We start from the raw sequence: 25554 nt of genomic DNA, 5'->3' as shown, positions 1-25554 counted from the left end.
CAGTGCCCAGAGCGCATTTTATGGTTCTAACAAAGGTTAACCAACCAACGCCAGCAAAATACCCGCAGCGACAGCACTGCCAAGTACACCCGCCACATTTGGCCCCATTGCGTGCATGAGTAGGAAGTTTTGGGGGTTGGCCTCTAGCCCAACTTTATTGACGACGCGCGCAGCCATCGGTACGGCAGAAACGCCAGCGGCACCTATCAACGGATTAATCGGTTGCTTACTAAGCTTAGCCAGTACTTTCGCCATCAATACTCCAGAAGCTGTACCAACACCGAACGCCACAGCACCCAAAGCTAAAATACCTAAGGTTTGTAGTGACAAAAACTCAGAAGCGGAGAGCTTAGAGCCCACGGCCAAACCAAGAAAGATAGTAACAATATTAATGAGCTCGTTTTGTGCTGTTTTACTCAGCCGGTCAACAACACCCGCTTCGCGCATTAAGTTACCCAAACAGAACATACCCACTAGTGGCGTCGCCGTTGGTAAAAACAATAAGGTGAGCAACAGCACCGCCAATGGAAAAAGTATTTTTTCTTTACGCGCTACCGGCCGCAACTGTTTCATTTGAATTTTACGCTCGGCTTCGGTAGTCAGTAATTTCATAATTGGCGGCTGAATAATTGGTACCAAAGCCATGTATGAATAAGCCGCAACCGCTATTGCCCCAAGCAAATCAGGACTTAACCGTGACGCCAAAAATATGGCCGTTGGGCCATCTGCACCACCAATAATTGCAATGGCCGAGGCATCCGCTAAGGTAAAGTCAAACCCTGGTAAGCCATTTAACGCAATGGCCCCCAGTAATGTTGCAAAAATACCAAATTGAGCAGCCGCACCAAGCAACAAGGTACGCGGATTAGCCAATAACGGACCGAAATCCGTCATCGCACCAACCCCCATAAAAATCAGCAGCGGGAATACGCCGGTTTCAATACCTACGTAATAAACGTAATACAGCAAACCACCGGGATCGGTAAACCCAGCTTGCGGAATATTCGCTAATATGGCACCAAAACCGATCGGCAATAACAGTAGTGGTTCAAATTTTTTGTGAATAGCAAGGTACAGCAACAACGCACCAACCAGCATCATCACGCCTTCACCCCAAGTAAAGGCGGCAATAGCGGTGCTATCCCATAACGTTAATAAGCGCTCCATGCGGTTACTCCAAAGTCAACAGAACATCACCAACCGCAACACTGTCGCCTTCCTTGGTTTGGATATGCGCGACGGTACCATCATGCTCAGCCTTGATGTCGGTTTCCATTTTCATGGCTTCAAGAATGATCAATACATCGCCGGCTTTTACTTGTTGCCCTTGCTTGACTTGAACTTTGAACACGTTGCCTGCAAGCGGCGCTTTCACGTCACGGCTTTCAGCATTTGTTGGCGTTGCGGTTGATGTGGTCGCCGGCGCTGCCGAAACAATTTGCCCTGACGGCGCTACTTCAACGGTAAATACTTTGCCGTCAACTTTAACGTCGTAAACCGCCGCCTCGCCGTTACTTGGCGCAGAGCCTGCTGAAGGGTTTGTTGAAGTTTGATCATTGCTTACAGCGCTACCTGCAGATGGAGCCGGCTCAAACGCATCTGGGTTACCACGGTTCTTCAAAAACTTCAGACCAATTTGTGGAAATAACGCATACGTCAGCACATCGTCAATTTCTGCCTCTGCCAGCTTAATGCCATCTTCTTTGGCTTTAGCCTGCAATTCTTGAGTAAGTTTTTCTAGCTCATCGTCAATTAAGTCAGCCGGGCGAACTGTAATAGGCTCATCGCCTTCAAGCACCTGCTGCTGCAATTCTTTGTTTACAGGGGCTGCAGTAGCACCATATTCACCACGTAATACACCACGCGTTTCTTTCGAAATCGATTTATAACGCTCACCACTGAGCACGTTTAACACGGCTTGTGTGCCAACAATTTGTGACGTAGGTGTTACCAGCGGAATAAAACCAAGGTCTTCTCGTACCCGTGGAATTTCCTCGAGTACCGCCTCAAACTTGTCTATCGCACCCTGCTCACGCAGTTGATTTTCCATGTTGGTCAACATGCCACCAGGTACTTGCGCTAATAAAATACGAGCGTCAATACCTTTTAATGACCCTTCAAATTGCGCATATTTTTTGCGTACATCACGGAAGTAACTAGCCACTTCTTCGAGCTTATCTAACCGTAAGCCGGTATCACGTGAGGTACCCTCGGTCATTGCGACAATGGTTTCTGTGGCCGAGTGCCCGTAAGTCATACTCATTGACGAAATAGCGGTATCCAACATATCAATGCCGGCATCAATGGCTTTCTGATAGGTTGCAGTGCTTAACCCTGTTGTGGCGTGACATTGCATGGCGATTGGAATATCAACGGTTTTCTTCAGTGCTGAAATTAACTCGAACGCCGGCTCAGGACGCAGCAAACCAGCCATATCTTTAATACATAGCGAATCACAACCCATTTGCTCAAGTTGCTTCGCCATTTCAAGCCATTTTTCTAATGTATGAACAGGGCTAACCGTATACGACATCGTGCCTTGCGCATGGCCATCAACGTCTTTTGCTGCTTTGATAGCCGTTTCTAAATTGCGTACATCGTTCATCGCATCGAAAATACGAAACACATCCACGCCATTTTCACGGGCGCGCTCAACAAAACGGCGCACGACGTCGTCTGCATAATGTCGGTAACCTAACAAGTTTTGACCGCGCAACAACATCTGCTGTGGCGTTTTCGGCATGGCCTTTTTAATTTCGCGAATACGTTCCCAAGGGTCTTCACCTAAATAACGAATACAGGCATCAAATGTAGCTCCGCCCCACGACTCCATGGACCAATAACCCATATTATCCAGCTTCTCTGCCATTGGTAGCATATCGTCGAGACGAAAACGTGTAGCGAGCAATGACTGATGCGCATCACGAAATACCAGTTCTGTTAGTTTTAACGGGTTCGACATTTAAGCGCTCCTTACTTGTTGTTTTGCGGATTCGTGGCACGACGATGCTGGTGCACAGCTGCAGTGATTGCTGCTAGCTGTTGCGCAGTCGGGCTTGATGCAGCAGCTGAGCCTGGCTCGCCATCAGCGTCAGGCTTATCAGCAATGATACGTAATACATTCATTGCGCCGATCAAAATCGTAAGAAAAACAAATACTGTCACCATCCCGGTAACCATAATTGCAAATGCTTCAGATATTAGCCCATTCATAACAGGTCCACGTCCATCCGTTTGTTATTTAATTTGAGTTGTTTATCAGCATAACACAACATCTTCAAAAACGGACTGTTACGGGTATAAGCAAGAGCGATATTAAAAATCAAGAGCGATATTAGCTATTGGATATTGGATATTGGATATTGGATATTGGATACTAGGAAAAGGGCTAGAACGATATTGGCTAGATGTCGCGGGTATTTAGGTTTTAGCTAATATCTAATATCTAATAGCTAATATCGTTTTCGACTTTCAGAGATATGGCGCACTCGGGAGGACTCGAACCTCCAACCGCTCGGTTCGTAGCCGAGTACTCTATCCAGTTGAGCTACGAGTGCGTTTTTGAGTTTGGCTTGTCAACAAATGGCGCACTCGGGAGGACTCGAACCTCCAACCGCTCGGTTCGTAGCCGAGTACTCTATCCAGTTGAGCTACGAGTGCGTTGTTGACAAATGGCGGTGAGGGAGGGATTCGAACCCTCGATAGAGCTACAAACCCTATACTCCCTTAGCAGGGGAGCGCCTTCAGCCTCTCGGCCACCTCACCGCTTACTTGTGGCGTTGAATTCTAGCGACCTTGAGAAATATGTCAAACGATTTTTTAGAAATAACAGTTCGTTTGTGGGAATTTTGAACATCTCGAGCAAAAATCCGGCATAAACCGCTATTTTCTATTAAATTGAAATTTATAACGACTTCAAATAAACAAAAAAGCCGACCTAAAAAGATCAGCTTTTAAGTAAGATTAATTGTCGTTCTCTGGCTTCTCGCTGTCTTGATGCTCAGCTTGAATACGCATATAAATTTCTTCACGGTGTACAGAAACATTCTTTGGTGCGTTCACCCCAATACGCACCTGGTTTCCTTTAACACCCAATACTGTGACTGTGACCTCATCACCTATCATTAAGGTCTCACCCACTCTGCGGGTTAAGATCAACATGAGCCTACTCCTTCCCTACTTCCGTTTCCCATGCGGTTCAGTATAGAACATCACCGCACCATCAGCCTGTTTTTTTAGTACACAGTGAATATATCACAATTGTTATAAGAGTCACGACTCTTTGCATAGCTATTCATCGTGTTTTGCAAGTAAACGGTTATTCTAGCAAGGAATTCATGCTAACACAGCCGCCTAGTTTGCTCTCTTAACTGCACCATTATGCAGTCTACCGCAATTTTTTAGCGTATCTTTCATCCAAGCAATAATTCAAGCTTGGCTTGTGCCGCTTGCAATGCCTTATCAAGCTTACTAGCGTCGTTACCGCCTGCTTGCGCCAAATCGGGACGACCGCCGCCCTTGCCACCAACTTCGGCAGCAGCTGCGTTTACCACGTCGCCAGCTTTAACACGCCCTGTTAGGTCCTTCGTGACCCCAACAATCAAACTTACTTTATCTTCAACAGCTAAACCTAGTATCACAATGCCTGACTGCAACTGGTTCTTCAAGTCGTCCACCATGGTACGTAATGCTTTAGACTCAACATTACTCACCTGCGCAATAATCACCTTGGTGTCAGCAATAGTTATCGCACTATCAACTAAGCTTGAACCAGCTTGCGCAGCCATTTGCTGATTTAAGTCATCAATAGTACGTTCAAGTTGACGACTACGATCAATCTGCTGCTGTAATCTTTCAGCCACATGCGCGGTATCTGTTTTTAACATGCCCGCAGCTTTACGCAATTGCTGTTGCTGTTGCAGAGTAAACTGTACGGCACCGGCGGCGGTAACCGCTTCAATACGGCGAACGCCAGAGGCAATGCCAGCTTCTGAAACAATTCGGAACATACCAATGTCGCCAGTTTGGTTTACGTGAGTTCCGCCACATAACTCCATGGAAAAGTCGCCCATACGCAATACACGTACGTCATCGTCATATTTCTCGCCGAACAATGCCATCGCGCCCGCTTCTTTGGCTTTTTCAATCGGCATGACCGCGGCTTCAACGGTATGGTTTTGATAAATCTCTTCGTTGACTTGACGTTCAATGGCATCAAGTTGCTCTGCGCTTACCGCCTCAAAATGAGAAAAGTCAAAACGCAGACGTTCAGCGGTTACCAACGAGCCTTTCTGCGTGACATGTTCACCAAGTAGGTTTCGCAGTGCAGCATGCAATAAATGCGTTGCTGAGTGGTTACGTTTTACAGCTTCACGACGCTGTGCATCAACATGTGCAGCAACCTTATCACCAACTTTTAATGCATTTGCAGCCGTACCATGATGCGCTATGGCTTTACCAATATACTGGGTGTCAACGACGGTAAATTCGTTGCCATTAGCTACCAAGGTACCGGTATCACCAATCTGCCCACCGCTTTCTGCATAAAACGGCGTTTCAGAGAGAACCACAATGCCTTTAGCGCCTGCCGGCAGTTCTTGCACACGTTCACCGTCAACGAACAACTCAACAACCTCAGCGGTTGCAGACACGTCGGTATACCCTAAAAACTTAGATTTTTGCGCAGACTTTAAGCGTTCGTTGTAGTCGACACCGAAATTAGATGCCTGCTGTGCCCGTTGACGCTGTGCATCCATCGCTTGCTGGAAGCCTGCTTCGTCAATTGTCAGGCCTTTTTCACGCGCCATATCGGCGGTTAAGTCCATGGGGAAACCATAGGTGTCGTAAAGTTTAAACACTAATTCACCTGGCAACACATCCCCTTTTAGCTCGGCCAGCGCATCATTCAAAATGCTTAAACCGCGCTCTAGAGTTTTGCCGAACTGCTCTTCTTCGCGTTGCAAGGCTTGCTCGATAACTTGCTGCTTAGCTTTTAGTTCTGGGTAAGCGGCACCCATTTGAGCCACTAAGCTAGCAACTAGCTTATAAAAAAACGTGCCTTTGGCGCCAAGCATGCTGCCATGGCGCACCGCGCGACGAATAATGCGACGTAGCACGTACCCGCGACCTTCGTTAGATGGCTGCACCCCGTCGGCAATGAGAAAGCTACATGAACGAATGTGGTCGGCAATAACGCGCAATGATTTATTGTTTAGTTCATCGGTGCCAATAATTTTTGCAGCATCGTGAATAAGCGCTTGGAACAGATCGATTTCATAGTTGCTATGTACGTGTTGCATCACTGCTGCAATACGCTCTAAGCCCATGCCGGTATCTACTGACGGCTTTGGTAATGGTTGCAAGGTACCGTCGGCTTGACGGTTGTACTGCATGAATACCAAGTTCCAAATTTCAATGTAACGGTCACCGTCTTCTTCCGGTGTACCAGGAGGTCCACCCCAAACGTCGTCGCCGTGATCAAAGAAAATTTCTGAACATGGGCCACAGGGTCCGGTGTCGCCCATTGCCCAGAAGTTATCCTTCTCGCCAATGCGGGAAATACGATCGGTAGGTACGCCAATTTCGTTGGCCCAAATGTTGTAGGCTTCGTCGTCTTCGGTGAATACGGTTACCCAGAGTTTTTCTTTCGGTAGCTTCAATACGCCGGTTAAAAACTCCCACGCATATTGAATGGCTTCACGCTTAAAATAGTCACCAAAGCTAAAATTACCGAGCATTTCAAAAAATGTATGGTGGCGAGCCGTGTAACCCACGTTTTCCAAATCGTTATGCTTACCCCCTGCGCGTAGACAACGTTGCGCTGACGTAGCTCGGTTATAATCACGATGTTCGTCGCCTAAGAATACATCTTTAAACGGCACCATACCGGCGTTCGTAAATAGCAGCGTTGGGTCGTTTCCTGGAATTAACGAAGCTGATGGGACACGTTGATGGCCTTTATCAGCGAAGAACGCGAGAAACGCTTCACGAATTTCCGCACTGGTCATTTGCATGGACTACTTCCTGTGACAATTTGGAATTAATAGATGTCAATTTTTGACTAAAGATAGCGCAAAATGCTACCACGAATGAATCGCTGCGACTAGTCTGCATCACCTTGTCGTTGGCGTTCAAGTGCGCGTTTTATTTCGTCGAACGAAAACCCGCGCTGCAACAAATGGCGCATGATTTTATCGCGTTGTTTTTGATCCTGTGGCGGCTGTTCACCAAATTTGCGCAGTAAGCGTTCAAAACAAGCATCGCTCCAATTCGGCTGCTCAGCAGCAAGCGCTTGCTGAATGAGTTCACTCGACAAGCCTTTTTGTTGCGCTTGTGCATTAATTTTACGAGCCCCGTCACCACGAGCAATACAGGTTCGCACCCATACTTGGGCAAAGCGTTGGTCCGATTGCCAACCTTGCTGCTGTGCTTTTTCTAGAACTAACTCGACAACATTGTGGTCGAACCCTCGTTGCTTAAGCTTTTGTCTGAGCTCTTGGGCAGAGTGCTCGCGGCGCGCCATAAGCCGAACTAACACTTCTTCGGCTTGTTGGGCGTCATTACTGCGATCGTCACTTTGCTCGTCGGTCTGGTCAATGGACGGTTTCATAGCGTCTATACTTGCCTGTAATTATCGATCATTAAAAGGAATCGTTATGTTTTATCGCTTTACATTGATTGCTGTCATGTCGTTCACCATGTTAGCAGCTTGCCAACCGGCCACCAACACACCCAATACAATCACTGTGCAAGCTGAAGCCGAAACATTTCACCAACCAGACCAAGCTCAATTAACACTCAACGTAAGTCAGTCTGGTGATGATCTGGTCGCCCTGAAAGCTCGCGTTGATCAACAAACCTCTGAAGTGATTATGTTCTTGCGCGAACAAGACATTCCGGAGCAGGCAATAACCTCATACCGTCTTAGCGCAGCGCCGATTTATGATTACCAAGAAGGAAAGCGAATTCAGCGTGGTTTTAACGTGTCGCGCACTATTCAAATTCAGCTAACAGAGTTGGCTATTTACGACATTATTCTTGATCATGCTCTCGCCTCTGGCGTAACCGAAATTAGCCAAGTTCAGTTTTTAGTCAGCGAGCCCGACCTGCTCTACAATGACGTTCTGCAACAAGCCGTAAAAAATGCGCGCACCAAAGCTGAGCTGTTGGCGGCCGCTGCAGGGGTAAAAATTGTCGCTGTGGCACAAATACAAGAAATTAGTCAGGCGCCTAAAGCATTCGCATTAGAGTCGGCACGTTTTCGGCAGGCCGACCAAGTTAGTTTACCTGGTACTCAAGCCATTCGCGCGCAAGTGGCTTTAACTTATGCTATCGCGCCGCAATAATCTGTAGCCGGTAAGCTCAGCGTCATACAGTGTATGGCGCCACCGGCTTTAATAAACTCATTCGCGAGCACTGGAATAACCGTGACTGACGGCAATGCTGCGCGCAGCGTTGCTAAAGCTTCAGCGTCTTCGGCAAGCTCAAATTGTGGCAATAACACATAGTTAGCTCCACGCACTAAATTCACATAACTTGCCAGCAATGCTCGCTGGCCACGCGGAAATACTCCTGGCACTGCGCGCACACTCTGGTACTCCGACGCAATGGGCGTTAAAGCTTCAGGCTGAGGCAACACAACAATGTTGTAAGGCTGGCCGTTGGCATTGCGCCATGACTTTATGGCATTAAGTTGGCGTTGGTAGTGTTCAAATAGCGCACTACTGGAACTGGGCATAGCACAGGCGACGATATCTTCAGCTAAAAATTGTACCTGATTGTCAGTATGCCCGCCTGTTTCGTCGGCAGGGTGCGCAAAGTCTAGCCAATACACATGGCTTAATTTCAAGTGCTGAATTAAATATGTTTCAATGTCACTGCGTGTCCATTGCGGATTATTGCGCATAACACTAACGCCGTGAACAACCGCCACACCAGCACCATCGGTGCTTATCGCGCCCCCTTCAAGCACTAAATTCGGGTGTGCTCTAAAGGCAACGCCCAACTGCTGACAAAGTTGCGCAGCAAAAGCTTGATCGTCCTGCGTGTCAGGGTACAAGCCATGCCATGCAGAAAACTTAAAACCATGGCCAACCACGCGGTTATTTTCACGCACCCATAGTGGCCCAATGTCGCGCGGCCAGGCATCGTTGTAACGTATTTGCAGCAAGGGTTGCTGGCTGACAGGTTCGCATGAAATATTGGGGTGAACGCCAAATAGCAGCTGTTGATCGCTCGTGTTGTCTTGCAACCGAGCTGCTAGCGCCACTAATTGCTGCTGAGCAGGACGGCCATTATCGCGCCATACATCATCGCGAAATGGCCATAAAGCTAGTAGCGGGCCGGATAATTGCCAATCAGCTAACAGACTCATTGCCGTGTGCGTTTTTTCCCAGTCGCAATACGTTGTTTAGGCTTCGGCTTGCGAGGCTTGTTTTCAATCTCAGCATCGATATTTCGAACATTTCGGCCACTACCTCTGCGCTCTTTACCTTTGCTACCTGCTGTAGGCTTGGCTTCGGTAGCGGACTCTTGGCGATGTGTAGGAGCTTGACCACGCTGTTGCAATTTTTGTGCATGAGCTCGGCGCGCACGCGAGTAGCGTTTCTGACGAGATTCGCCTTGGCGCGGGTCAATAAAGGTACGTGTTTCTTCTGGTAACTCAACTAAAGCGCGCAGGTAGTTAATGTCCTTTAACGACAATTCGCCCCAACCGCTTTGTGGCAAGCCTTGCTCTAATTTGATGTTGCCATATCGCACACGAATCAAGCGGCTTACTTGCACGCCTTGAGATTCCCATAAGCGACGAACTTCGCGATTACGGCCTTCGGTAAGCACCACACGAAACCATTGGTTCATGCCTTCACCGCCACCGCGTTTTATTTCCTTGAAGTTTGCTGGGCCGTCTTCTAATTGCACGCCCTGCTTGAGTTTACGCATCATGGCATCGGTTACTTCACCAAACACGCGCACCGAATATTCACGCTCAATTTCGTGGCCTGGGTGCATCAAACGATTCGCTAATTCACCGTCTGTGGTAAACAACAGTAGCCCTGAGGTGTTCACATCTAGACGCCCCACAGCAACCCAACGGGTGCCCTGCACACGAGGTAAGCGGTCATAAACGGTCGGGCGCCCTTCTGGGTCTTTACGAGTACAGAGTTCGCCCTCAGGCTTGTGATACATCAGTACGCGACACACCACGTCTTCTGGCTGCTTGATACTCACTTCGCGGCCATCAATACGAACCGTCGCGTTCGATTCTATGCGCTCACCTAATGTGGCTACTTGGCCATTGACGCTGACACGGCCAGCGGCAATCATGGCTTCCAATTCACGGCGCGAACCGTGACCTGATCGGGCTAATACTTTTTGTAACTTTTCACTCATGGGCATGGCTCTCATTTGTCGCTGTCTCAGCGGTTATGGTTTGCCCTGTATTCGACGCCTTTTCAGCAGGTTCTGGAATAGCAGGTAACTCGGATAAATCGCTTAAACTAAAATAATCTAAAAACTCAGCTGTTGTGGCATATAACTGCGGCCGACCGGGTACTTCACGATGCCCAACCACCTTTACCCAGCCTCGCTCTTGCAGCGTTTTCATAATCTGCGAGCTTACACTTACACCGCGAATATCTTCAATATCGCCACGGGTAATTGGCTGTCTATAGGCAATCAGTGCGAGGGTTTCAAGCATGGCCTGCGAATATCGCGGCGGCTTCTCTTGCCACAATCGGCTTATTATACCACCCAATTCAGCGCGCGTCTGAAAACGATACCCTGATGCTACACGTGTCAGTTGCACACCGCGCTCTTGATAGTCTTTTTGCAGCTCCGTTAAGATGTCCTTGAGTTGCTTGCGGCTTATACTTTCGTTAGTAAAGTGCTCAAGCAGCTGCGCCTCGCTCAACGGTTGTTCGGCAACGAAAAGTAGTGCCTCGACGGCTTGTTTAAGTTGTTGATTCTGCATAAATAGGCTCACGTTGCATCACATGAATTTCGCTAAAAGCATCAACTTGAACTACTTCAACTAACGCTTCTTTCACTAACTCGAGTATGGCTAGAAAACTCACCACCACACCTGGCCGACCTTCATTGGGGTCAAATAAATCGGCAAATCGCAGACGCTGCTGATGTTGTAATAAGTCCAAAATACGGCTCATTCGTTCACGGGTAGAAAGCTTTTCGCGTTGCACTTGGTGATGGTTTTGTAGCTTGGCCTGGGCTAATGCTTGGCTAAAGGCAAGAGCTAAGTCTGCCAAGGCAACTTCTGGCAATTGCTGTTCAACCCACTGCAAAGCGTCGGTTTGCGCATGGCCAATAAAATTATCTCGCCCTGTTTGTGGCAGTTCGTCAAGGTGTTGAGCGCCTTGACGAATAGCCTCGTACTCTTGCAAGCGACGTACTAACTCAGCGCGCGGGTCTTCTTCTTCGTCATCTTCGGCGGGTGGGCGTGGCAACAACATGCGGCTTTTTATTTCCGCTAACATGGCTGCCATTACTAAGTAATCGGCGGCAAGTTCTAGCTTTAAGTCTTTCATCATGTCGACGTATTCCATGTATTGCTTGGTTATCGGCAATATGGGTAGGTCAACAATTTCCATTTTTTGGCGGCGAATAAGATACAACAACAAGTCCATCGGCCCCGAAAAACTCTCGAGAATTAACTCAAGGGCATCAGGCGGAATGTAGAGATCTTCAGGTTTATCAATAACCGGCTCGCCACGCACAAAGCCTAGCGGTAAGGATTGCTGCTGCGGAGCTGACTCAGCCGTACTCATCGCTATTTAATAGTCCACAAAAGGCGAAATATCACCCGCACCTGGGCGTGCAACACGCACTTCGTCATCGGCAAGATCAATCACCGTGGTTTGTTCTTCGCCACGATGATCACCATCAATAATCAAGTCAACTTGCCGCTCTAATCGCTCGCGAATTTCATGCGGGTCTGACTCGGCAAAGTCGTTATCGTCCAGAATTAAACTGGTCGACATCAACGGTTCACCTAAGGCTTCGAGTAGCGCCATGACTATTGGGTCGTCTGAAACACGAATACCGATAGTTTTACGCTTGGGGTTCAACAAGCGTTTCGGAACTTCTTTGGTTCCTTTTAAAATAAAGGTATACGCACCTGGGGTGTTATTTTTTAACAGCCGAAAAGCTTGATTGTCTACCCGCGCGTACGTCGATAACTCCGATAAATCGCGGCACATCAGCGTGAAATTATGGTCTTTATCAATGTTACGAATTCGGCAAATGCGCTCCATCGCATTTTTTTCACCTATGCGACAACCAATGGCATAGCCCGAGTCTGTCGGATAAACCACCACGCCGCCCTGCAAAATAATATCGGCCGCCTGTTGAATAAGGCGTTTTTGAGGGGTTTCCGAATGCACACTAAAATATTGGCTCATAAACTCTTCATATTGGCTTAAAAGTTATTTTGCTGGTTCAACTCACCACTGCGACCATATTGGCACACAGCGCTCAGGTAAACAAAGGTTTTTGCCCAACTCGCGCCACCGCCCTGGCAAGTGAAAATCAGAACCCACAGAGGCATAAAGGCCAAGTTCTTGAGCAAAAGTCGCAAGCGCCGCACGATCACCCGGCGCCTGTGCGCCAATAGCTACCTCAACGCCATCAATGCCATCTATTTTAGCTTCACTTAGTAACCGTCGTAACCATTTGTTGCTAAGTTGGTAAGCGTGAGGATGAGCGATGACAGTAACCCCACCAGCGGCCTTCACCGCAGCCGCAACTTCAGCAAAATTAGCCCATTGGGTGGCAACATAGGCTTGCTGACCTTTGCCTAAATAACGCCGAAACGCTGTTTCAATGTCGCGCACCCAGCCCTCACTAACTAATGCATCGGCCAAATGTTTGCGGGTTGGCATGGTCATTTCCTGCGCCAGTGGTGGCTGAACTGTTATGCCGGCTTTATGCAGCTTTTCAACCATGGCCTGATAACGCGCGCGGCGCTGTTGTTGCTGTGACTTCAACAGATTTTGAATAGCCACTGCTTGGTAATCAAAGTTGAGGCCGACAACATGAATTTCAAACTGCTCCCAACTACAGGTTATTTCCGTTCCGTTGATGAGTGTTAACGGCAAGTTTTCAGCGGCGATGGCCGCTTGCGCATGCTCAAGCCCCGCAACTGAGTCATGATCAGTAAGCGCTAAATGGGTAACGCCATTTTCAACCGCCCGCTGCACCAATTCTTGCGGGCTAAGCACGCCATCTGAAAAATGACTATGACAATGTAAATCGTAACTCGCAGTCATATTATATTCGTGCGGCAAGCTCTGCGCCTTGACGTATTGCCCGCTTCGCATCCAGTTCGGCGGCAACATCTGCACCACCAATTAAGTGTACTGACATGCCAAGTTCGATAAGCTCGGCCTGCAACTCGCGCTGTGGCACTTGGCCGGCACAAATCACTATGTTATCAACTTCAAGCAATTTCTCTTGGCCATCTATTTCAATCCACAGGCCTTCGTCAGTTACACGCTTGTAGGTAACTCCGGCGAGCATTTCCACACCCTTTTTCTTCAGGGTCGCACGGTGTACCCAACCTGAGGTTTTACCAAGCCCTGCACCTACTTTTGAGGTTTTTCGCTGCAACAGCCAAATTTCACGGGTAGCTTCATCTTTCGCCGGCGGCTTCAGGCCACCGCGCGTTTGATATTGTTTATCCACCCCCCAAATCTCAGACCATTCTTGAATCTCTAACGTTGGCGACTTATCGGTCGTTAAGTATTCGGCCAAGTCAAAGCCAATACCACCGGCGCCAATTAACGCTACCTTGCGCCCGACCGGTTTATGGTCACGTAATACGTCTAAATAGCCCAAGACTTTGTCCGAATCAATTCCCGGCAAATCTAGTTGACGTGGCACCACACCCGTCGCCAACACCACCTCGTCAAATTTCTCTGCGGCTAAGCTTGCTGCAGTTTGGCGACTGTTTAAATGCACCTGAACGCCGGTATCTGCTAGGCGGTTTTTAAAGTAACGAATAGTTTCGTGAAACTCTTCTTTGCCTGGAATTTGTTTGGCGTAATTAAACTGGCCACCAATATCGCTAGCGCCATCAAACAGGTGCACGTTATGGCCCCGCTCGGCAGCCCGACACGCAAACTCCAGGCCAGCAGGGCCGGCTCCAATAACCGCGACTTTTTTCGATTGTGTCGTTGCAGTAAATACCAGCTCACTTTCGTAACATGCTTGGGGGTTGACCAAGCAACTGGCTCGCTTGTTTTCAAACACATGATCTAAGCACGCTTGGTTACACGCAATGCAGGTATTTATTCGATCCGCTTGGTTAGCTGCTGCTTTCTCTACAAAGTAAGGATCGGCAAGTAATGGACGCGCCATAGACACCATGTCGGCTTCGCCGTCGGCCAATATTTTTTCGGCCACTTCTGGTGTATTAATGCGGTTTACTGCCACCACCGGAATCGAGAGCTCTTGCCGAACTCGCGCAGTAATCCAGCTAAATGCTCCTCGCGGTACCGAAGTAACGATAGTTGGTACGCGCGCTTCATGCCAACCGATACCACTGTTAATAATGGTTACGCCCGCTTTCTCTAACGCTTTTCCAAGTTCAATCACTTCATCAAAGGTATTGCCATCAGGCACTAGGTCGAGCATTGACAAGCGGTACACAATAATAAATTTTTCGCCAACCGCTTCACGAATGGCTTTGATAATTTCAATAGCAAAGCGGCTTCGGTTTTCAAACGAACCACCCCACCTGTCGGTGCGATGATTAGTACGGGGGCAAATAAATTGGTTAATTAGATAGCCTTCCGAACCCATCACTTCAACCCCGTCATAACCGGCTTTTTGCGCGAGTTTAGCGGCGCGCGCGAAGTGTTTGATGGTGGTTAAAATTTGGCGTTCGCTCATTGCCGAAGGTGCGAACGGATTTATCGGTGCTTTTATTTTGCTCGGTGCAACCGAAAACGGATGGTAAGCATAGCGGCCCGTATGCAAAATTTGCATACATATTTTGCCGCCTTCACGGTGCACAGCATCGGTTACTTTACGGTGCTTACTCACGTGCCAAGGTTTACTTAGCTCGCTGCCAAATGGACTGACCCGGCCACGAAAATTCGGGCTAATGCCGCCGGTAACAATTAAACCAACGCCGCCTTTTGCGCGCTGCGCGTAAAAGGCGGCCAGTTTATCAAAGCCGTTCTTTTCTTCTTCCAAACCGGTATGCATGGAGCCCATAAGTACGCGGTTTTTTAGTTGTGTAAAACCTAAATCGAGCGGCTGAAATAAATGCTGATAATTTGTCGACACAGTGACCTCAACTTAAACAACTGTTTGAATAAGGTCACTGTACTCATTTTTGCTTAAAAATAATAGCCAATATTGATGTTAAACCGCGTGTTGGTGTCTTTCGCTTCGCCGCTCATAGAGCCGCCAACAAATGGTTGGTTACGCGCCGTAACCCAATCAAAATAGGTGTACAAGCCACCTGCCGACACAGCCACACCCAAAACATTCATCAATGTCTCTTCGTCATACAAACGCTTATCGGTCATCAAGCTGAAGTCATTGTAGAAGGTTAAATTAGTAATTGGCCCAATTTTAACCGGCATGCTGTAGGCAATGTTGGCCGAGTACAAACGGGCTTTGGTTGGTATTGTATCGTAATACGCATAAGCTCCTACCACTAGGCCTTGGTTGGCAAGGTCTAGATTGTAGTCATATTCAGTCACCTGCCCCATAAAGGTCCATTGGTCATAGTTATACAAACCATGTACGGCCCATGCAGTGCGGTCTCCAACGGTATCAACTCCGTCATTCATGTCGCCCCACTGCAAACTTGCGCCTAGCTCCGCTGAGCTGTAATCATTGATTGTCCATTTGCGCGCGCCACGCAATGCCCAACTGTTGGTTTCTGCGGCTAATGCAACCGGAGTGTCGTATAAACCTTCCCCGGTTAAACGCACGCCCACAGCATCGTAAGCATATCGATCAGCTTTGCTGCTAGCTAAGCTGTCGGCGCCACCGAGCTCGTCAGATTTAAAGAACGCGACATCAAAGTCCCAATTTTCGTCTCGGTACCGCATTTTTGCGCCAAGATCGTGGTCGTCCTCAAGCCCAACGTAAAAATTTGAGCTAAAAAAGTAACTATTCGAGTTATAAGGCGTGTTACCAAAGGGTACCTTAGTTACCCCGAGCTGACCTTGCCAGTTCTCAGTGAAGTTGTACCCTACCCAAGCATGCTGAACCACATCCATATATTGGAACCAGCGATACTGCGCCGATAAAATCACATCGCCAATTTGACCACTGTAATCAATACGAACTAAATCAAAGTCAAAATCACCGCCGCGATCTTTTAGTGGGTCGTTATAATCTTCCCAAACGTACTGTGTACGCACTGCTCCGCCAATGCGAATGGGGTCGTTTTTGGCTTCCTGCACATCTTCTTCTAAGCGTTCAACGCGAGCAGCTAAGGCTTGCCCTTTCACCTGTCGGCGAGGAGCAATATCCTCGCTCGGTTCAGAGGCTTGGGCGGACACTTGCGTTTGTGCGGCCGGCTTATCGGCAATTTTCTTTTCAAGATCAACAATACGTTGCTTCAGTGCTTCCACCTGTTCCAACAACATCTTCAGCTCTTGCTCAGTAGTTGTCTCATCTTGGCCGTAGGCAGGCAACACTGTTAAGCTTGCTGCCACCGCGGCTGCTACCAGAGTTAACTTCACCATATTCAGTTCTCCTTAACGCAATACGTGCAGAAAATGCATATGCTTGTGGTAATGGTCGATAATGTCGCCAATAACCGCGTCACGTGACCAACCGAGAATATCGTAGTCTTGTCCGCCTTCACGCAGGTGCACTTCGGCGCGGTAGTATTTTTGCTCCTCTGGCGCGTCTGTCGTCTCAGCATCTGCATGAATAAACGCAGGCTGAATGTGTGACCCCAAGTGCACTTGGTATATAAAGTCTATTTCGTCACCATGAATAACACGGAAGGTCTTTTTGTCTTTATCGTCGACTTCCAAATTAACCGTTAACCCGCTGCGTCGCATTTCTTCGGCAACATCATCAAACGCTGGCTGTACTACTTGCAACAAGAAACGTTGACCCACCGACTTACTCGGAAAATCAATAATATTATGTAGGCGTTCACGCCAGTTCTTATTACTAGAAGATGACGCCGTTAAATAGTTATTCTGTAAAGTGTCTTTCTTATGAACGTCAACGCGCAGCGCTCGGATCAAACCATAAGTTGCAATCATCAGAATAATGGTAAACGGCAGAGCACTTGCAATGGTCATGGTTTGCAGAGCGCCAAGTCCACCCGCTAGCAATAGAATAATTGCCACCAAGCCCTCTCCGCTCGCCCAGAAAATACGCTGCCAAATCGGAGTATCGTCGCGGCCATTCGAGCAAAGCATGTCGACCACCATAGAACCAGAGTCTGATGAGGTTACAAAAAACACGACCACCATTAAAGTAGCGACCACGCTTAAGAAGCTACTCCAAGGGAATTGCTCCAAGAATGCAAACAAAGCAATAGGTACGTCATTCTGTACCATTTCACCCAACGAAGTTACGCCTTGGTTAAGAATTAACTCGATAGCGGAGTTGCCGAAAAACGTCATCCACATTAACGTGAAACCGGCTGGTACCAGCAAAACGCCTAATACAAATTCGCGAATGGTCCGGCCCCGTGATACACGCGCAATAAACAAACCAACAAACGGCGCCCAACTTAACCACCAGCCCCAATAAAATACGGTCCAACCGCCAATCCAGTCCGTTTTTTCATAGGCAAACAAGTTGAATGTGTTACCCACAATCTCGGAAACATAAGCACCGGTATTTTGTACAAAGGCTTGCAACAGAAATACTGTGGGTCCCAATAGCAATACAAAGACCAACAGCAACACAGCCAGTATCATATTTAGTTCAGACAAACGACGTATGCCTTTATCTAAGCCAGTTGTTACCGAAATAACCGCAAGTAACGTTACCCCAACAATAAGAACAACTTGCACTGTATCTGACACCGGAATATCAAACAGATAGTTAATACCTGCGTTGATTTGCGTCACCCCATACCCTAGTGACGTAGCAACACCGAATACCGTACCGATCACGGCAAACACATCCACGACATGGCCGATAGGCCCATATATTCGGTCGCCAATCATTGGGTACAGGGCCGACCGCAACGTTAAGGGCAAGCCGTGACGATAAGCAAAAAACGCTAAAATAAGCGCGACAATGGCGTAAATTGCCCAAGCATGAAGCCCCCAGTGGAAAAAGGTAATCTTCATGGCTTCCCGAGCTGCTTCTACAGAACCCGCTTCAGCAACTGGCGGGGCTAAAAAATGCATAACCGGTTCTGCCACACCAAAAAACATTAAACCAATACCCATGCCAGCGGAAAAAAGCATGGAAAACCAGCTTAATCGAGAATAGTCGGGCTCCGAGTGATCAGGACCCAATTTGATGCTGCCCATCCGCGAGAAGCCAAGGTATAAAACACTAATTAAAATGATCGCAACAGCTAATACATAGAACCAACTAGCATTGGTAATAATGGCTGACTGAATAGTTTGAAACCAAGTGTCAGCTGTAGAGGGAGCTAACGCAGCGAAAGTAAGAATAATTACGATTAAACCGGCTGCACTATAAAAAACTGGTGGATTAAGTTTGGCTGGTGTTCTATTCGCAGTCATTGTATCTCCTTGGCTAACTTACAAAAGTTTCACTTAGTATAGTTAAAGCCAGAAGCTTTTCCTTATCAACTGCAAAAAAAACGGCCTCCCTTCGGAAGCCGTTTTATCATCACGCTATGTGGTATCACAATCGCAAAGCGATTAGAAACCTTAAATAACTACTGCGCGCTCCACAATCTCAACTAATGCCCAAGACTTGGTCTTAGAAACTGGACGGGTTTCGCGAATAATCACGGTATCGCCAGTTTTGCACTCGTTGTTTTCGTCGTGTGCGTGTAATTTAGTGGTACGGGTAATGTACTTACCATATACCGGGTGTTTTACACGGCGGGTTACTGCAACAGTGATAGACTTGTCCATCTTGTCGCTGGTAACACGACCTTGCACAGTACGGACGCGTTTTTCTTCAGCCATTACGCACCTGCCTTCTGATTCAAGATAGTTTTAACACGTGCGATATCACGACGCACTTGCTTCAACATGTGAGTTTGATTCAGCTGACCAGTGGCTGCTTGCATGCGCAGGTTAAACTGCTCACGACGCAAACCTAACAACTCTTCGTTCAGCTGCTCAACGGTTTTTTCTTTCAGTTCGTTCGCTTTCATTACATCACCGTCCGAGTCACAAAGGTGGTTTTGAATGGTAGCTTACGTGCCGCAAGTTCAAACGCTTCACGCGCTAGTTCTTCCGAAACACCGTCCATTTCATACAGGACACGACCTGGCTGAATCTGTGCTACCCAGTATTCCACGCTACCTTTACCTTTACCCATACGCACTTCTAGAGGCTTCTGAGTAATTGGCTTATCAGGGAATACGCGGATCCAGATCTTACCTTGACGTTTCACGTGACGCGTCATGGCACGACGAGCTGCTTCGATTTGGCGAGCAGTCATACGACCGCGCTCAACCGATTTCAAACCGAAAGTACCGAAGCTAACTTTGTTACCTGATTGCGCCAAGCCGCGGTTACGGCCCTTGTGTACCTTACGGAATTTCGTACGCTTTGGTTGTAACATTTCGTATCTCCTTACTTACGGCCTTTAGGGCGTTTTGCTGGAGCTGCTGGTTTTTCTTCAGCAACTGGCATACCGCCTAGAACTTCGCCTTTGAAGATCCATACTTTGATACCAATGATACCGTAAGTAGTGCTAGCTTCAGCGGTTGAATAATCGATGTCCGCACGCAATGTGTGCAATGGAACACGACCTTCGCGGTACCATTCGGTACGTGCGATTTCCGCGCCGCCTAAACGGCCGCTTACTTCTACTTTGATACCTTTGGCGCCAAGACGCATTGCGTTCTGTACCGCACGCTTCATAGCACGACGGAACATAACACGGCGCTCTAACTGGCCAGCGATGTTTTCAGCAACTAGTTGCGCGTCAAGCTCAGGCTTACGCACTTCTGAGATGTTGATTTGCGCAGGAACACCAGTCAGTTTAGAAACTGCTTGACGCAATTTCTCAACGTCTTCGCCTTTCTTACCAATCACAACACCTGGACGTGCAGTGTGGATAGTAACGCGGATGCTCTTCGCTGGACGCTCGATGACGATGCGAGAAACTGACGCACTTGCCAGTTGCTTGTTCAGCATCTTACGTACCAAATGGTCGCTGTGCAGGTTATCAGCAAAATCTTTTGTATTCGCGAACCAGGTTGAATTCCATGGTCTGGTGATACCTAGGCGAATACCATTAGGATGAACTTTCTGACCCATAATTTATCTCCTAGCTATCTGATACAACCACAGTAATGTGGCTGGTACGCTTAAAGATACGATCAGCACGACCTTTCGCACGAGGCTTGATGCGTTTCATGGTAGGACCTTCGTCAACCATTACTTTTGCAACTTTTAGCTCGTCGATGTCGGCACCTTCGTTGTGTTCAGCATTCGCGATAGCTGACTCCAACACCTTTTTCAGCAGCACAGCTGCGTCTTTAGGGCTGTAGTTCAGAATATCCAGTGCTTTCGCAACTGGTAAACCGCGAATCTGATCCGCTACCAAACGCCCTTTTTGCGCAGAAAGCTTGGCAAACTTGTGAATAGCAATAGCTTCCATCTCATGTCTCCCTTAGCGTTTCTTCGCTTTCTTATCAGCGGCGTGGCCACGATAAGTGCGGGTTGGTGCGAATTCACCAAGCTTGTGACCAATCATTTCGTCAGAAACGAATACTGGCACGTGCTGGCGACCGTTATGAACAGCGATAGTTAGGCCGATCATATCAGGGATAATCATTGAACGACGGGACCAAGTTTTAATTGGCTTCTTGTCCCCGGCTTCCAACGCTTTCTCCACCTTGTTCAGTAGGTGAAGGTCGATAAATGGACCTTTTTTAAGAGAACGTGGCATGTCTAATCCTCAACTCTTATTTGTTGCGACGACGTACGATGAATTTATCAGTACGCTTGTTCTTACGGGTCTTATAACCCTTAGTCGGAGTACCCCATGGAGTAACCGGATGACGGCCACCAGAAGTACGACCTTCACCACCACCGTGTGGGTGATCAACTGGGTTCATCGCCACACCACGAACGGTAGGACGAACACCACGCCAGCGCGTTGCACCAGCTTTACCCAATTGACGCAGCATGTGTTCTGCGTTACCAACTTCACCGATGGTTGCACGGCAATCCGACTGGATGCGACGCATCTCGCCAGAACGAAGACGTACAGTTACGTACGCGCCGTCACGAGCTAGAAGCTGCACAGACGCACCAGCTGAACGAGCCAACTGAGCACCTTTGCCAGGCTTCATTTCGATAGCGTGAATAACAGAACCTACTGGAATATTACGCAGAGGTAATGCGTTACCGCTCTTAATCGGTGCATCTGAACCAGACTGAACTTGATCGCCAGCTTTCATGCCTTTAGGGGCAAGAATGTAGCGACGCTCGCCGTCTGCATACAGAACCAAAGCGATGTTCGCTGAACGGTTTGGATCATATTCCAAACGCTCAACTTTCGCTGGGATACCGTCTTTGTCGCGTTTAAAGTCGACCATGCGATAGTGATGCTTGTGACCACCGCCGATGTGACGAACAGTAATACGACCATTATTGTTACGACCACCTTTTTTGTTGTTTTTATCCAACAATGGGGCGTAAGGCTTACCTTTGTACAGGTCTTCGTTAACCACTTTAACAACGTGGCGACGACCTGGAGACGTAGGCTTACACTTAACTAATGCCATGTGAATTCCTCCTGTTACTCAGCGCCGCCGACGAAGTCGATGTCCGCACCTTCTTTCAGTGTGACATACGCTTTTTTCCAGTCACTACGCTTACCGAAGCGAGCGCCGGTACGTTTGGTTTTGCCTTTTACGTTCACAGTGCGAACGCCTTCAACCTCAACTTCAAACAGCTTTTCTACTGCTGCTTTGATTTGTGGTTTAGTTGCGTCTTTCGCTACTTTGAACACGACAGTGTTAGCAGTTTCTGCAGTCGTAGTAGACTTTTCAGAAACGTGAGGAGCCAGAATTACAGTCAGCAAACGTTCTTCGCGCATCATGATAATACCTCCTCGATTTGCTTCACTGCGTCAGCAGTCATCAAAACTTTTTCAAAAGCAATCAAGCTAACTGGGTCAAGGCCTTGAACGTCACGTACGTCAACTTTGTGCAAGTTGCGCGCCGCTAAGAACAAGTTCTCGTCCACTTCTTTAGTCACGATAAGAACGTCGTTCAAATCCATAGACTTAAGTTGTGCAGCTAAAGCTTTAGTTTTTGGTGCTTCAACACCAAACTTCTCTACCACGATTAAGCGATCTTGACGAACAAGTTCAGACAAAATGCTTTTCATTGCACCGCGGTACATTTTCTTGTTTACTTTTTGGTCGTGGCTGCGTGGTTTCGCTGCAAACGTAGTACCACCAGAGCGCCAAATTGGGCTACGGATAGTACCTGCGCGAGCGCGGCCAGTACCCTTCTGACGCCATGGCTTTTTGCCACCGCCAGATACTTCAGAACGCGTCTTTTGTGCTTTAGTGCCCTGACGAGCGCCTGCAGCATAAGCAACGACTACCTGATGAATCAGAGCTTCGTTGAACTCACGTCCAAAGGTAGCTTCGGAAACTTCAAGAGCGCCTTTTGCGTCTTTTAATGTTAATTCCATCACCATTCTCCTCAGACGTTACGCCTTAGCCTTGACTGCTGGCTTAACGATTACATCGCCGCCAATAGCACCAGGGACAGCGCCACGGATCAACAACAAGCCACGCTCTGCGTCTACACGTACTACGTCAAGCGTTTGCACGGTAATTTGCTTGTTACCCATCTGACCTGCCATCTTTTTGCCTTTGAATACCCGACCAGGAGACTGGTTCTGACCGATAGAACCCGGCGCACGATGCGACAACGAGTTACCATGGGTAGCGTCCTGAGTACGGAAATTCCAGCGCTTAACAGCACCTTGGAAACCTTTACCTTTTGAGGTACCGGTAACGTCTACTTTTTTGGTGTCTGCGAAAATTTCTACAGTGATTTCTGAACCCACTGCGTAGTCTTCACCTTCACCGTTCTCTAGGCGGAATTCCCAGAGACCGCGACCTGCTTCAACACCCGCTTTCGCGAAGTGACCAGCAAGTGGTTTAGTAACGCGGTTTGCTTTTTTAGTACCTGCAGTCACTTGAAGCGCGCGGTAACCGTCAGTTTCCTCAGTTTTTACCTGAGTCACACGGTTTGCTGTCACTTCGATCACAGTAACAGGTACAGAAGCGCCGTCTTCTTGGAAGACGCGAGTCATTCCTACTTTACGACCGACTAGACCAATAGCCATTGTTAAAACCTCTCGTGTGTAATCCTATTACTGCCCGCTTAGCCCAGGCTGATCTGTACATCAACACCCGCCGCAAGGTCTAAACGCATCAATGCGTCTACAGTCTTGTCAGTTGGGTCCATGATGTCGATCAAACGCTTGTGGGTACGGATCTCGTACTGGTCACGCGCATCTTTGTTCACGTGCGGAGAAATCAACACAGTGAAACGTTCTTTGCGTGTAGGTAGTGGGATTGGACCACGTACCTGAGCACCAGTGCGTTTTGCAGTCTCAACGATTTCTGCAGTCGACTGGTCAATCAGACGATGATCGAACGCTTTCAAGCGAATCCGAATTCTTTGATTAGCCATAAAAAATCAAAGCCTCAATTAAAGAGCATTTAAAAAAGAGCACAGAAAAAAACCGACACCCTGGCAGCATACCGGGCGTGGCATTTTCAACGAAAAATCCATTCAATCCCCTATCGGGACTGCTGTGGCAACCAATTACAGCCGCGAGAGCTCCAAGGAGTTCATCAACTGTGGCCGCGAATTATACACTTTTGATGGTGAAAAGCAAGGAAGATATTAGCTGTTGGATATTAGATATTAGCGGGGTTGGAATAGATAATTGAAAGTTAGAAAAGTGCGCTATTAACCGCGGTTTGATATTGCAATCTAATATCCAATATCTAATAGCTAATAGCGCTCTTGATTTTAATGTTTCGCGGCGTAGGTTTCTACTTCGCGCCATACACGAACAAAGTTCTTATACAGAATCTTCTCAATTTCTTCTTCGCTGTAGCCGCGGTCAAGAAGACCTTGAACCAAGTTCGGATAGGTTGAGACATCTTTTAAGCCAACTGGCAGTGAGTCACCCACACCATCATAATCAGAACCAATACCAATGTATTCGATACCGACTAAATTCTTCACATGATCAATATGGTTCAGCACTTCTTCGAGGGTTGCGAATGGGAACGGATTTTTAGCTCGCACTTCAGCTATGCGTTTTTCAGCTTCTTCTGAGCCTTCACCGTATTGCTCGTTAATTGCCGCAATTTGCTTGCGAACAATATCACCGTAACGGTTTGCCTGCTGAGTCACAAACGAGCTGCCGAAGTTAATCATAATCACACCGCCATTTTTAGCTAAGCCTTTAATCATTTCATCGCTCATGTTGCGCTCAAAGCCTGGGGTGTAGCGACGTAGCGAAGAGTGCGAGGCAATAACCGGTACCTTTGAAATCTCGACCGCTTGCCAGAATGCTTCGTCAGATACATGTGAGATATCGATCATGACGCCTACATTATTCATTTCTTTGACTAATTCTTTGCCGAATGGGCTTAAACCATTCCACTGACGGCGCACGTCGTAAGATGAATCTGAAATATGGTTCGACTGGCTGTGTGCTAGCGTAATATAACGAATACCACGATTATAGAATTCATATAGATTGTTAATGTCGCCTTCAATTGGCGAGCCGTTTTCCATACCCAGCGCGATAGAAATAACGCCACGTTCTTGCTGCTGCATCACTTGGTCAACGCTGTATGCCATGGCAAATTTTTGCGGTGCACGCCAGGCTAAAGCTTCCATACTATCAATGAGCTGATGAGCTAATTGATAACTTGCTCCCGGCGTTTGTTCTAGCTGAGCAGGAATGTAAACTGACATGAAGGGTACGTTCAACCCGCCTTGCTTGGCACGCGGATAGTCAAAGTCACCACGTTTGGTGGCGCGAGTAACGTCTTCCCAGTCTTTGTTTAAGCGATACGGAACGTCGATATGGGTATCGATAATTAAATTATCTTGCGCAATGCGGTGCGCTCTCTCAGAAGCTGTGTATTCCTGCGCAACGGCAGCAGTGGTTAGACTCAAGGCGCCAACCAAACCCAAAATGAGCGGCTTATTCACGCTTATACTTCCTCTATTGTTGTTGGTATAGATGGAAGTCAGCGTACCACATGTTCACAGGCCAATCACTCGGATTTGTCGACACTCATCGCGTTAGTCGCGATAACGACCGCACCGGCAACCACTGTTCCCAATACCGGTGCAGCCATCATAGCGACCAACAAAGCAGGTTGTAACCA

Annotated in this window: 28 protein-coding genes and 3 tRNA genes; 1 reads left to right on the top strand and 30 read right to left on the bottom strand. The window is 47.9% G+C overall.

Annotated elements, in window-relative coordinates:
- Positions 1-36: 36 nt before the first annotated feature.
- The 9 genes from ASC40_RS04685 to ASC40_RS04645 all read right to left on the bottom strand — a co-directional run bounded on the left by ASC40_RS04685 (position 37) and on the right by ASC40_RS04645 (position 7609).
- Positions 37-1167, bottom strand: coding sequence for a sodium ion-translocating decarboxylase subunit beta (locus ASC40_RS04685; RefSeq protein ID WP_055438624.1), 1131 nt, complete (start codon positions 1165-1167; stop codon positions 37-39).
- A gap of 4 nt (positions 1168-1171) precedes the next feature.
- The gene (gene oadA, locus ASC40_RS04680) at positions 1172-2962 is read right to left on the bottom strand and encodes a sodium-extruding oxaloacetate decarboxylase subunit alpha (RefSeq protein ID WP_055438623.1); all 1791 of its coding nucleotides are present in this window, start codon (positions 2960-2962) and stop codon (positions 1172-1174) included.
- An 11-nt stretch (positions 2963-2973) separates the two neighbouring features.
- Complete coding sequence (locus tag ASC40_RS04675; protein WP_055438622.1) at positions 2974-3213, bottom strand: OadG family protein; 240 nt, start codon at positions 3211-3213, stop codon at positions 2974-2976.
- Positions 3214-3480: 267 nt separating this feature from the next.
- Positions 3481-3557 (bottom strand) — tRNA-Arg (locus ASC40_RS04670).
- Positions 3558-3583: 26 nt separating this feature from the next.
- Positions 3584-3660 (bottom strand) — tRNA-Arg (locus ASC40_RS04665).
- Between the two features lie 12 nt (positions 3661-3672).
- A tRNA-Ser gene (locus ASC40_RS04660) sits at positions 3673-3765 on the bottom strand.
- A 198-nt stretch (positions 3766-3963) separates the two neighbouring features.
- The gene (gene csrA / locus ASC40_RS04655) at positions 3964-4161 is read right to left on the bottom strand and encodes a carbon storage regulator CsrA (protein WP_055438621.1); all 198 of its coding nucleotides are present in this window, start codon (positions 4159-4161) and stop codon (positions 3964-3966) included.
- 251 nt (positions 4162-4412) lie between these two features.
- Positions 4413-7013 (bottom strand): alanine--tRNA ligase, encoded by a 2601-nt coding sequence (gene alaS, locus ASC40_RS04650; protein ID WP_055438620.1) that lies wholly within the window; start codon positions 7011-7013, stop codon positions 4413-4415.
- An 89-nt stretch (positions 7014-7102) separates the two neighbouring features.
- Complete coding sequence (locus tag ASC40_RS04645; RefSeq protein WP_055438619.1) at positions 7103-7609, bottom strand: regulatory protein RecX; 507 nt, start codon at positions 7607-7609, stop codon at positions 7103-7105.
- A 46-nt stretch (positions 7610-7655) separates the two neighbouring features.
- Here ASC40_RS04645 and ASC40_RS04640 point away from each other — a divergent pair, with 46 nt between their 5' ends.
- Positions 7656-8345, top strand: a complete 690-nt coding sequence (locus ASC40_RS04640; RefSeq protein WP_055438618.1) for an SIMPL domain-containing protein — start codon at positions 7656-7658, stop codon at positions 8343-8345.
- Here the strand turns inward: ASC40_RS04640 and ASC40_RS04635 are convergent.
- The 21 genes from ASC40_RS04635 to ASC40_RS04535 form a co-directional block, all read right to left on the bottom strand.
- Complete coding sequence (locus tag ASC40_RS04635; RefSeq protein WP_055438617.1) at positions 8324-9373, bottom strand: agmatine deiminase family protein; 1050 nt, start codon at positions 9371-9373, stop codon at positions 8324-8326. The genes ASC40_RS04640 and ASC40_RS04635 overlap by 22 nt on opposite strands.
- Entirely contained in the window at positions 9370-10389 is a 1020-nt protein-coding gene (gene rluB, locus ASC40_RS04630) for a 23S rRNA pseudouridine(2605) synthase RluB (protein ID WP_072243381.1), read from the bottom strand. The genes ASC40_RS04635 and rluB overlap by 4 nt, the downstream gene beginning before the upstream one ends.
- Positions 10382-10969, bottom strand: coding sequence for an SMC-Scp complex subunit ScpB (scpB, locus tag ASC40_RS04625; protein ID WP_055438616.1), 588 nt, complete (start codon positions 10967-10969; stop codon positions 10382-10384). Before scpB ends, rluB begins: the two co-directional genes overlap by 8 nt.
- Entirely contained in the window at positions 10950-11780 is an 831-nt protein-coding gene (locus ASC40_RS04620; protein ID WP_055438615.1) for a segregation and condensation protein A, read from the bottom strand. The genes scpB and ASC40_RS04620 overlap by 20 nt, the downstream gene beginning before the upstream one ends.
- A 6-nt stretch (positions 11781-11786) precedes the next feature.
- Positions 11787-12413 (bottom strand): L-threonylcarbamoyladenylate synthase, encoded by a 627-nt coding sequence (locus ASC40_RS04615; RefSeq protein ID WP_055438614.1) that lies wholly within the window; start codon positions 12411-12413, stop codon positions 11787-11789.
- Between the two features lie 42 nt (positions 12414-12455).
- Positions 12456-13280 carry a PHP domain-containing protein gene (locus tag ASC40_RS04610; RefSeq protein WP_055438613.1) on the bottom strand — a complete coding sequence of 275 codons (825 nt, stop codon included), beginning with the start codon at positions 13278-13280 and terminating at the stop codon, positions 12456-12458.
- A 1-nt stretch (position 13281) separates the two neighbouring features.
- On the bottom strand, positions 13282-15303 hold the full coding sequence (locus tag ASC40_RS04605; protein WP_055438612.1) for an NADPH-dependent 2,4-dienoyl-CoA reductase: 2022 nt from the start codon (positions 15301-15303) through the stop codon (positions 13282-13284).
- Between the two features lie 53 nt (positions 15304-15356).
- A complete protein-coding gene (locus ASC40_RS04600; RefSeq protein WP_072243380.1) occupies positions 15357-16721 on the bottom strand; it encodes a hypothetical protein in 1365 nt (454 codons plus the stop codon).
- Positions 16722-16733: 12 nt separating this feature from the next.
- Positions 16734-18704, bottom strand: a complete 1971-nt coding sequence (locus tag ASC40_RS04595; RefSeq protein ID WP_055438611.1) for a BCCT family transporter — start codon at positions 18702-18704, stop codon at positions 16734-16736.
- Positions 18705-18854: 150 nt separating this feature from the next.
- Complete coding sequence (rpsQ, locus tag ASC40_RS04590; RefSeq protein ID WP_055438610.1) at positions 18855-19118, bottom strand: 30S ribosomal protein S17; 264 nt, start codon at positions 19116-19118, stop codon at positions 18855-18857.
- Entirely contained in the window at positions 19118-19309 is a 192-nt protein-coding gene (rpmC, locus tag ASC40_RS04585) for a 50S ribosomal protein L29 (protein WP_055438609.1), read from the bottom strand. The genes rpsQ and rpmC overlap by 1 nt, the downstream gene beginning before the upstream one ends.
- Entirely contained in the window at positions 19309-19722 is a 414-nt protein-coding gene (rplP, locus tag ASC40_RS04580) for a 50S ribosomal protein L16 (RefSeq protein WP_055438608.1), read from the bottom strand. Before rplP ends, rpmC begins: the two co-directional genes overlap by 1 nt.
- A gap of 11 nt (positions 19723-19733) precedes the next feature.
- Entirely contained in the window at positions 19734-20423 is a 690-nt protein-coding gene (gene rpsC, locus ASC40_RS04575; protein WP_055438607.1) for a 30S ribosomal protein S3, read from the bottom strand.
- Between the two features lie 10 nt (positions 20424-20433).
- The gene (rplV, locus tag ASC40_RS04570) at positions 20434-20766 is read right to left on the bottom strand and encodes a 50S ribosomal protein L22 (RefSeq protein ID WP_055438606.1); all 333 of its coding nucleotides are present in this window, start codon (positions 20764-20766) and stop codon (positions 20434-20436) included.
- Between the two features lie 12 nt (positions 20767-20778).
- Entirely contained in the window at positions 20779-21057 is a 279-nt protein-coding gene (gene rpsS / locus ASC40_RS04565) for a 30S ribosomal protein S19 (protein ID WP_026860408.1), read from the bottom strand.
- A gap of 16 nt (positions 21058-21073) precedes the next feature.
- Complete coding sequence (gene rplB / locus ASC40_RS04560) at positions 21074-21898, bottom strand: 50S ribosomal protein L2 (protein WP_055438605.1); 825 nt, start codon at positions 21896-21898, stop codon at positions 21074-21076.
- 14 nt (positions 21899-21912) lie between these two features.
- Complete coding sequence (rplW, locus tag ASC40_RS04555) at positions 21913-22215, bottom strand: 50S ribosomal protein L23 (protein WP_055438604.1); 303 nt, start codon at positions 22213-22215, stop codon at positions 21913-21915.
- Entirely contained in the window at positions 22212-22817 is a 606-nt protein-coding gene (gene rplD, locus ASC40_RS04550) for a 50S ribosomal protein L4 (RefSeq protein ID WP_055438603.1), read from the bottom strand. Before rplD ends, rplW begins: the two co-directional genes overlap by 4 nt.
- 18 nt (positions 22818-22835) lie before the next feature.
- Positions 22836-23480 carry a 50S ribosomal protein L3 gene (rplC, locus tag ASC40_RS04545; RefSeq protein ID WP_055438602.1) on the bottom strand — a complete coding sequence of 215 codons (645 nt, stop codon included), beginning with the start codon at positions 23478-23480 and terminating at the stop codon, positions 22836-22838.
- Positions 23481-23518: 38 nt separating this feature from the next.
- The gene (gene rpsJ / locus ASC40_RS04540; RefSeq protein WP_008488677.1) at positions 23519-23830 is read right to left on the bottom strand and encodes a 30S ribosomal protein S10; all 312 of its coding nucleotides are present in this window, start codon (positions 23828-23830) and stop codon (positions 23519-23521) included.
- Between the two features lie 345 nt (positions 23831-24175).
- A complete protein-coding gene (locus tag ASC40_RS04535; protein WP_082432447.1) occupies positions 24176-25375 on the bottom strand; it encodes a dipeptidase in 1200 nt (399 codons plus the stop codon).
- Between the last annotated feature and the right edge of the window lie 179 nt (positions 25376-25554).

This window comes from Pseudidiomarina woesei, assembly GCF_001418345.1.
GTDB lineage: Bacteria > Pseudomonadota > Gammaproteobacteria > Enterobacterales > Alteromonadaceae > Pseudidiomarina > Pseudidiomarina woesei.
Note: the sequence above shows the minus strand (reverse complement) of the source record. Positions and strands in the feature narration are given on the sequence as shown.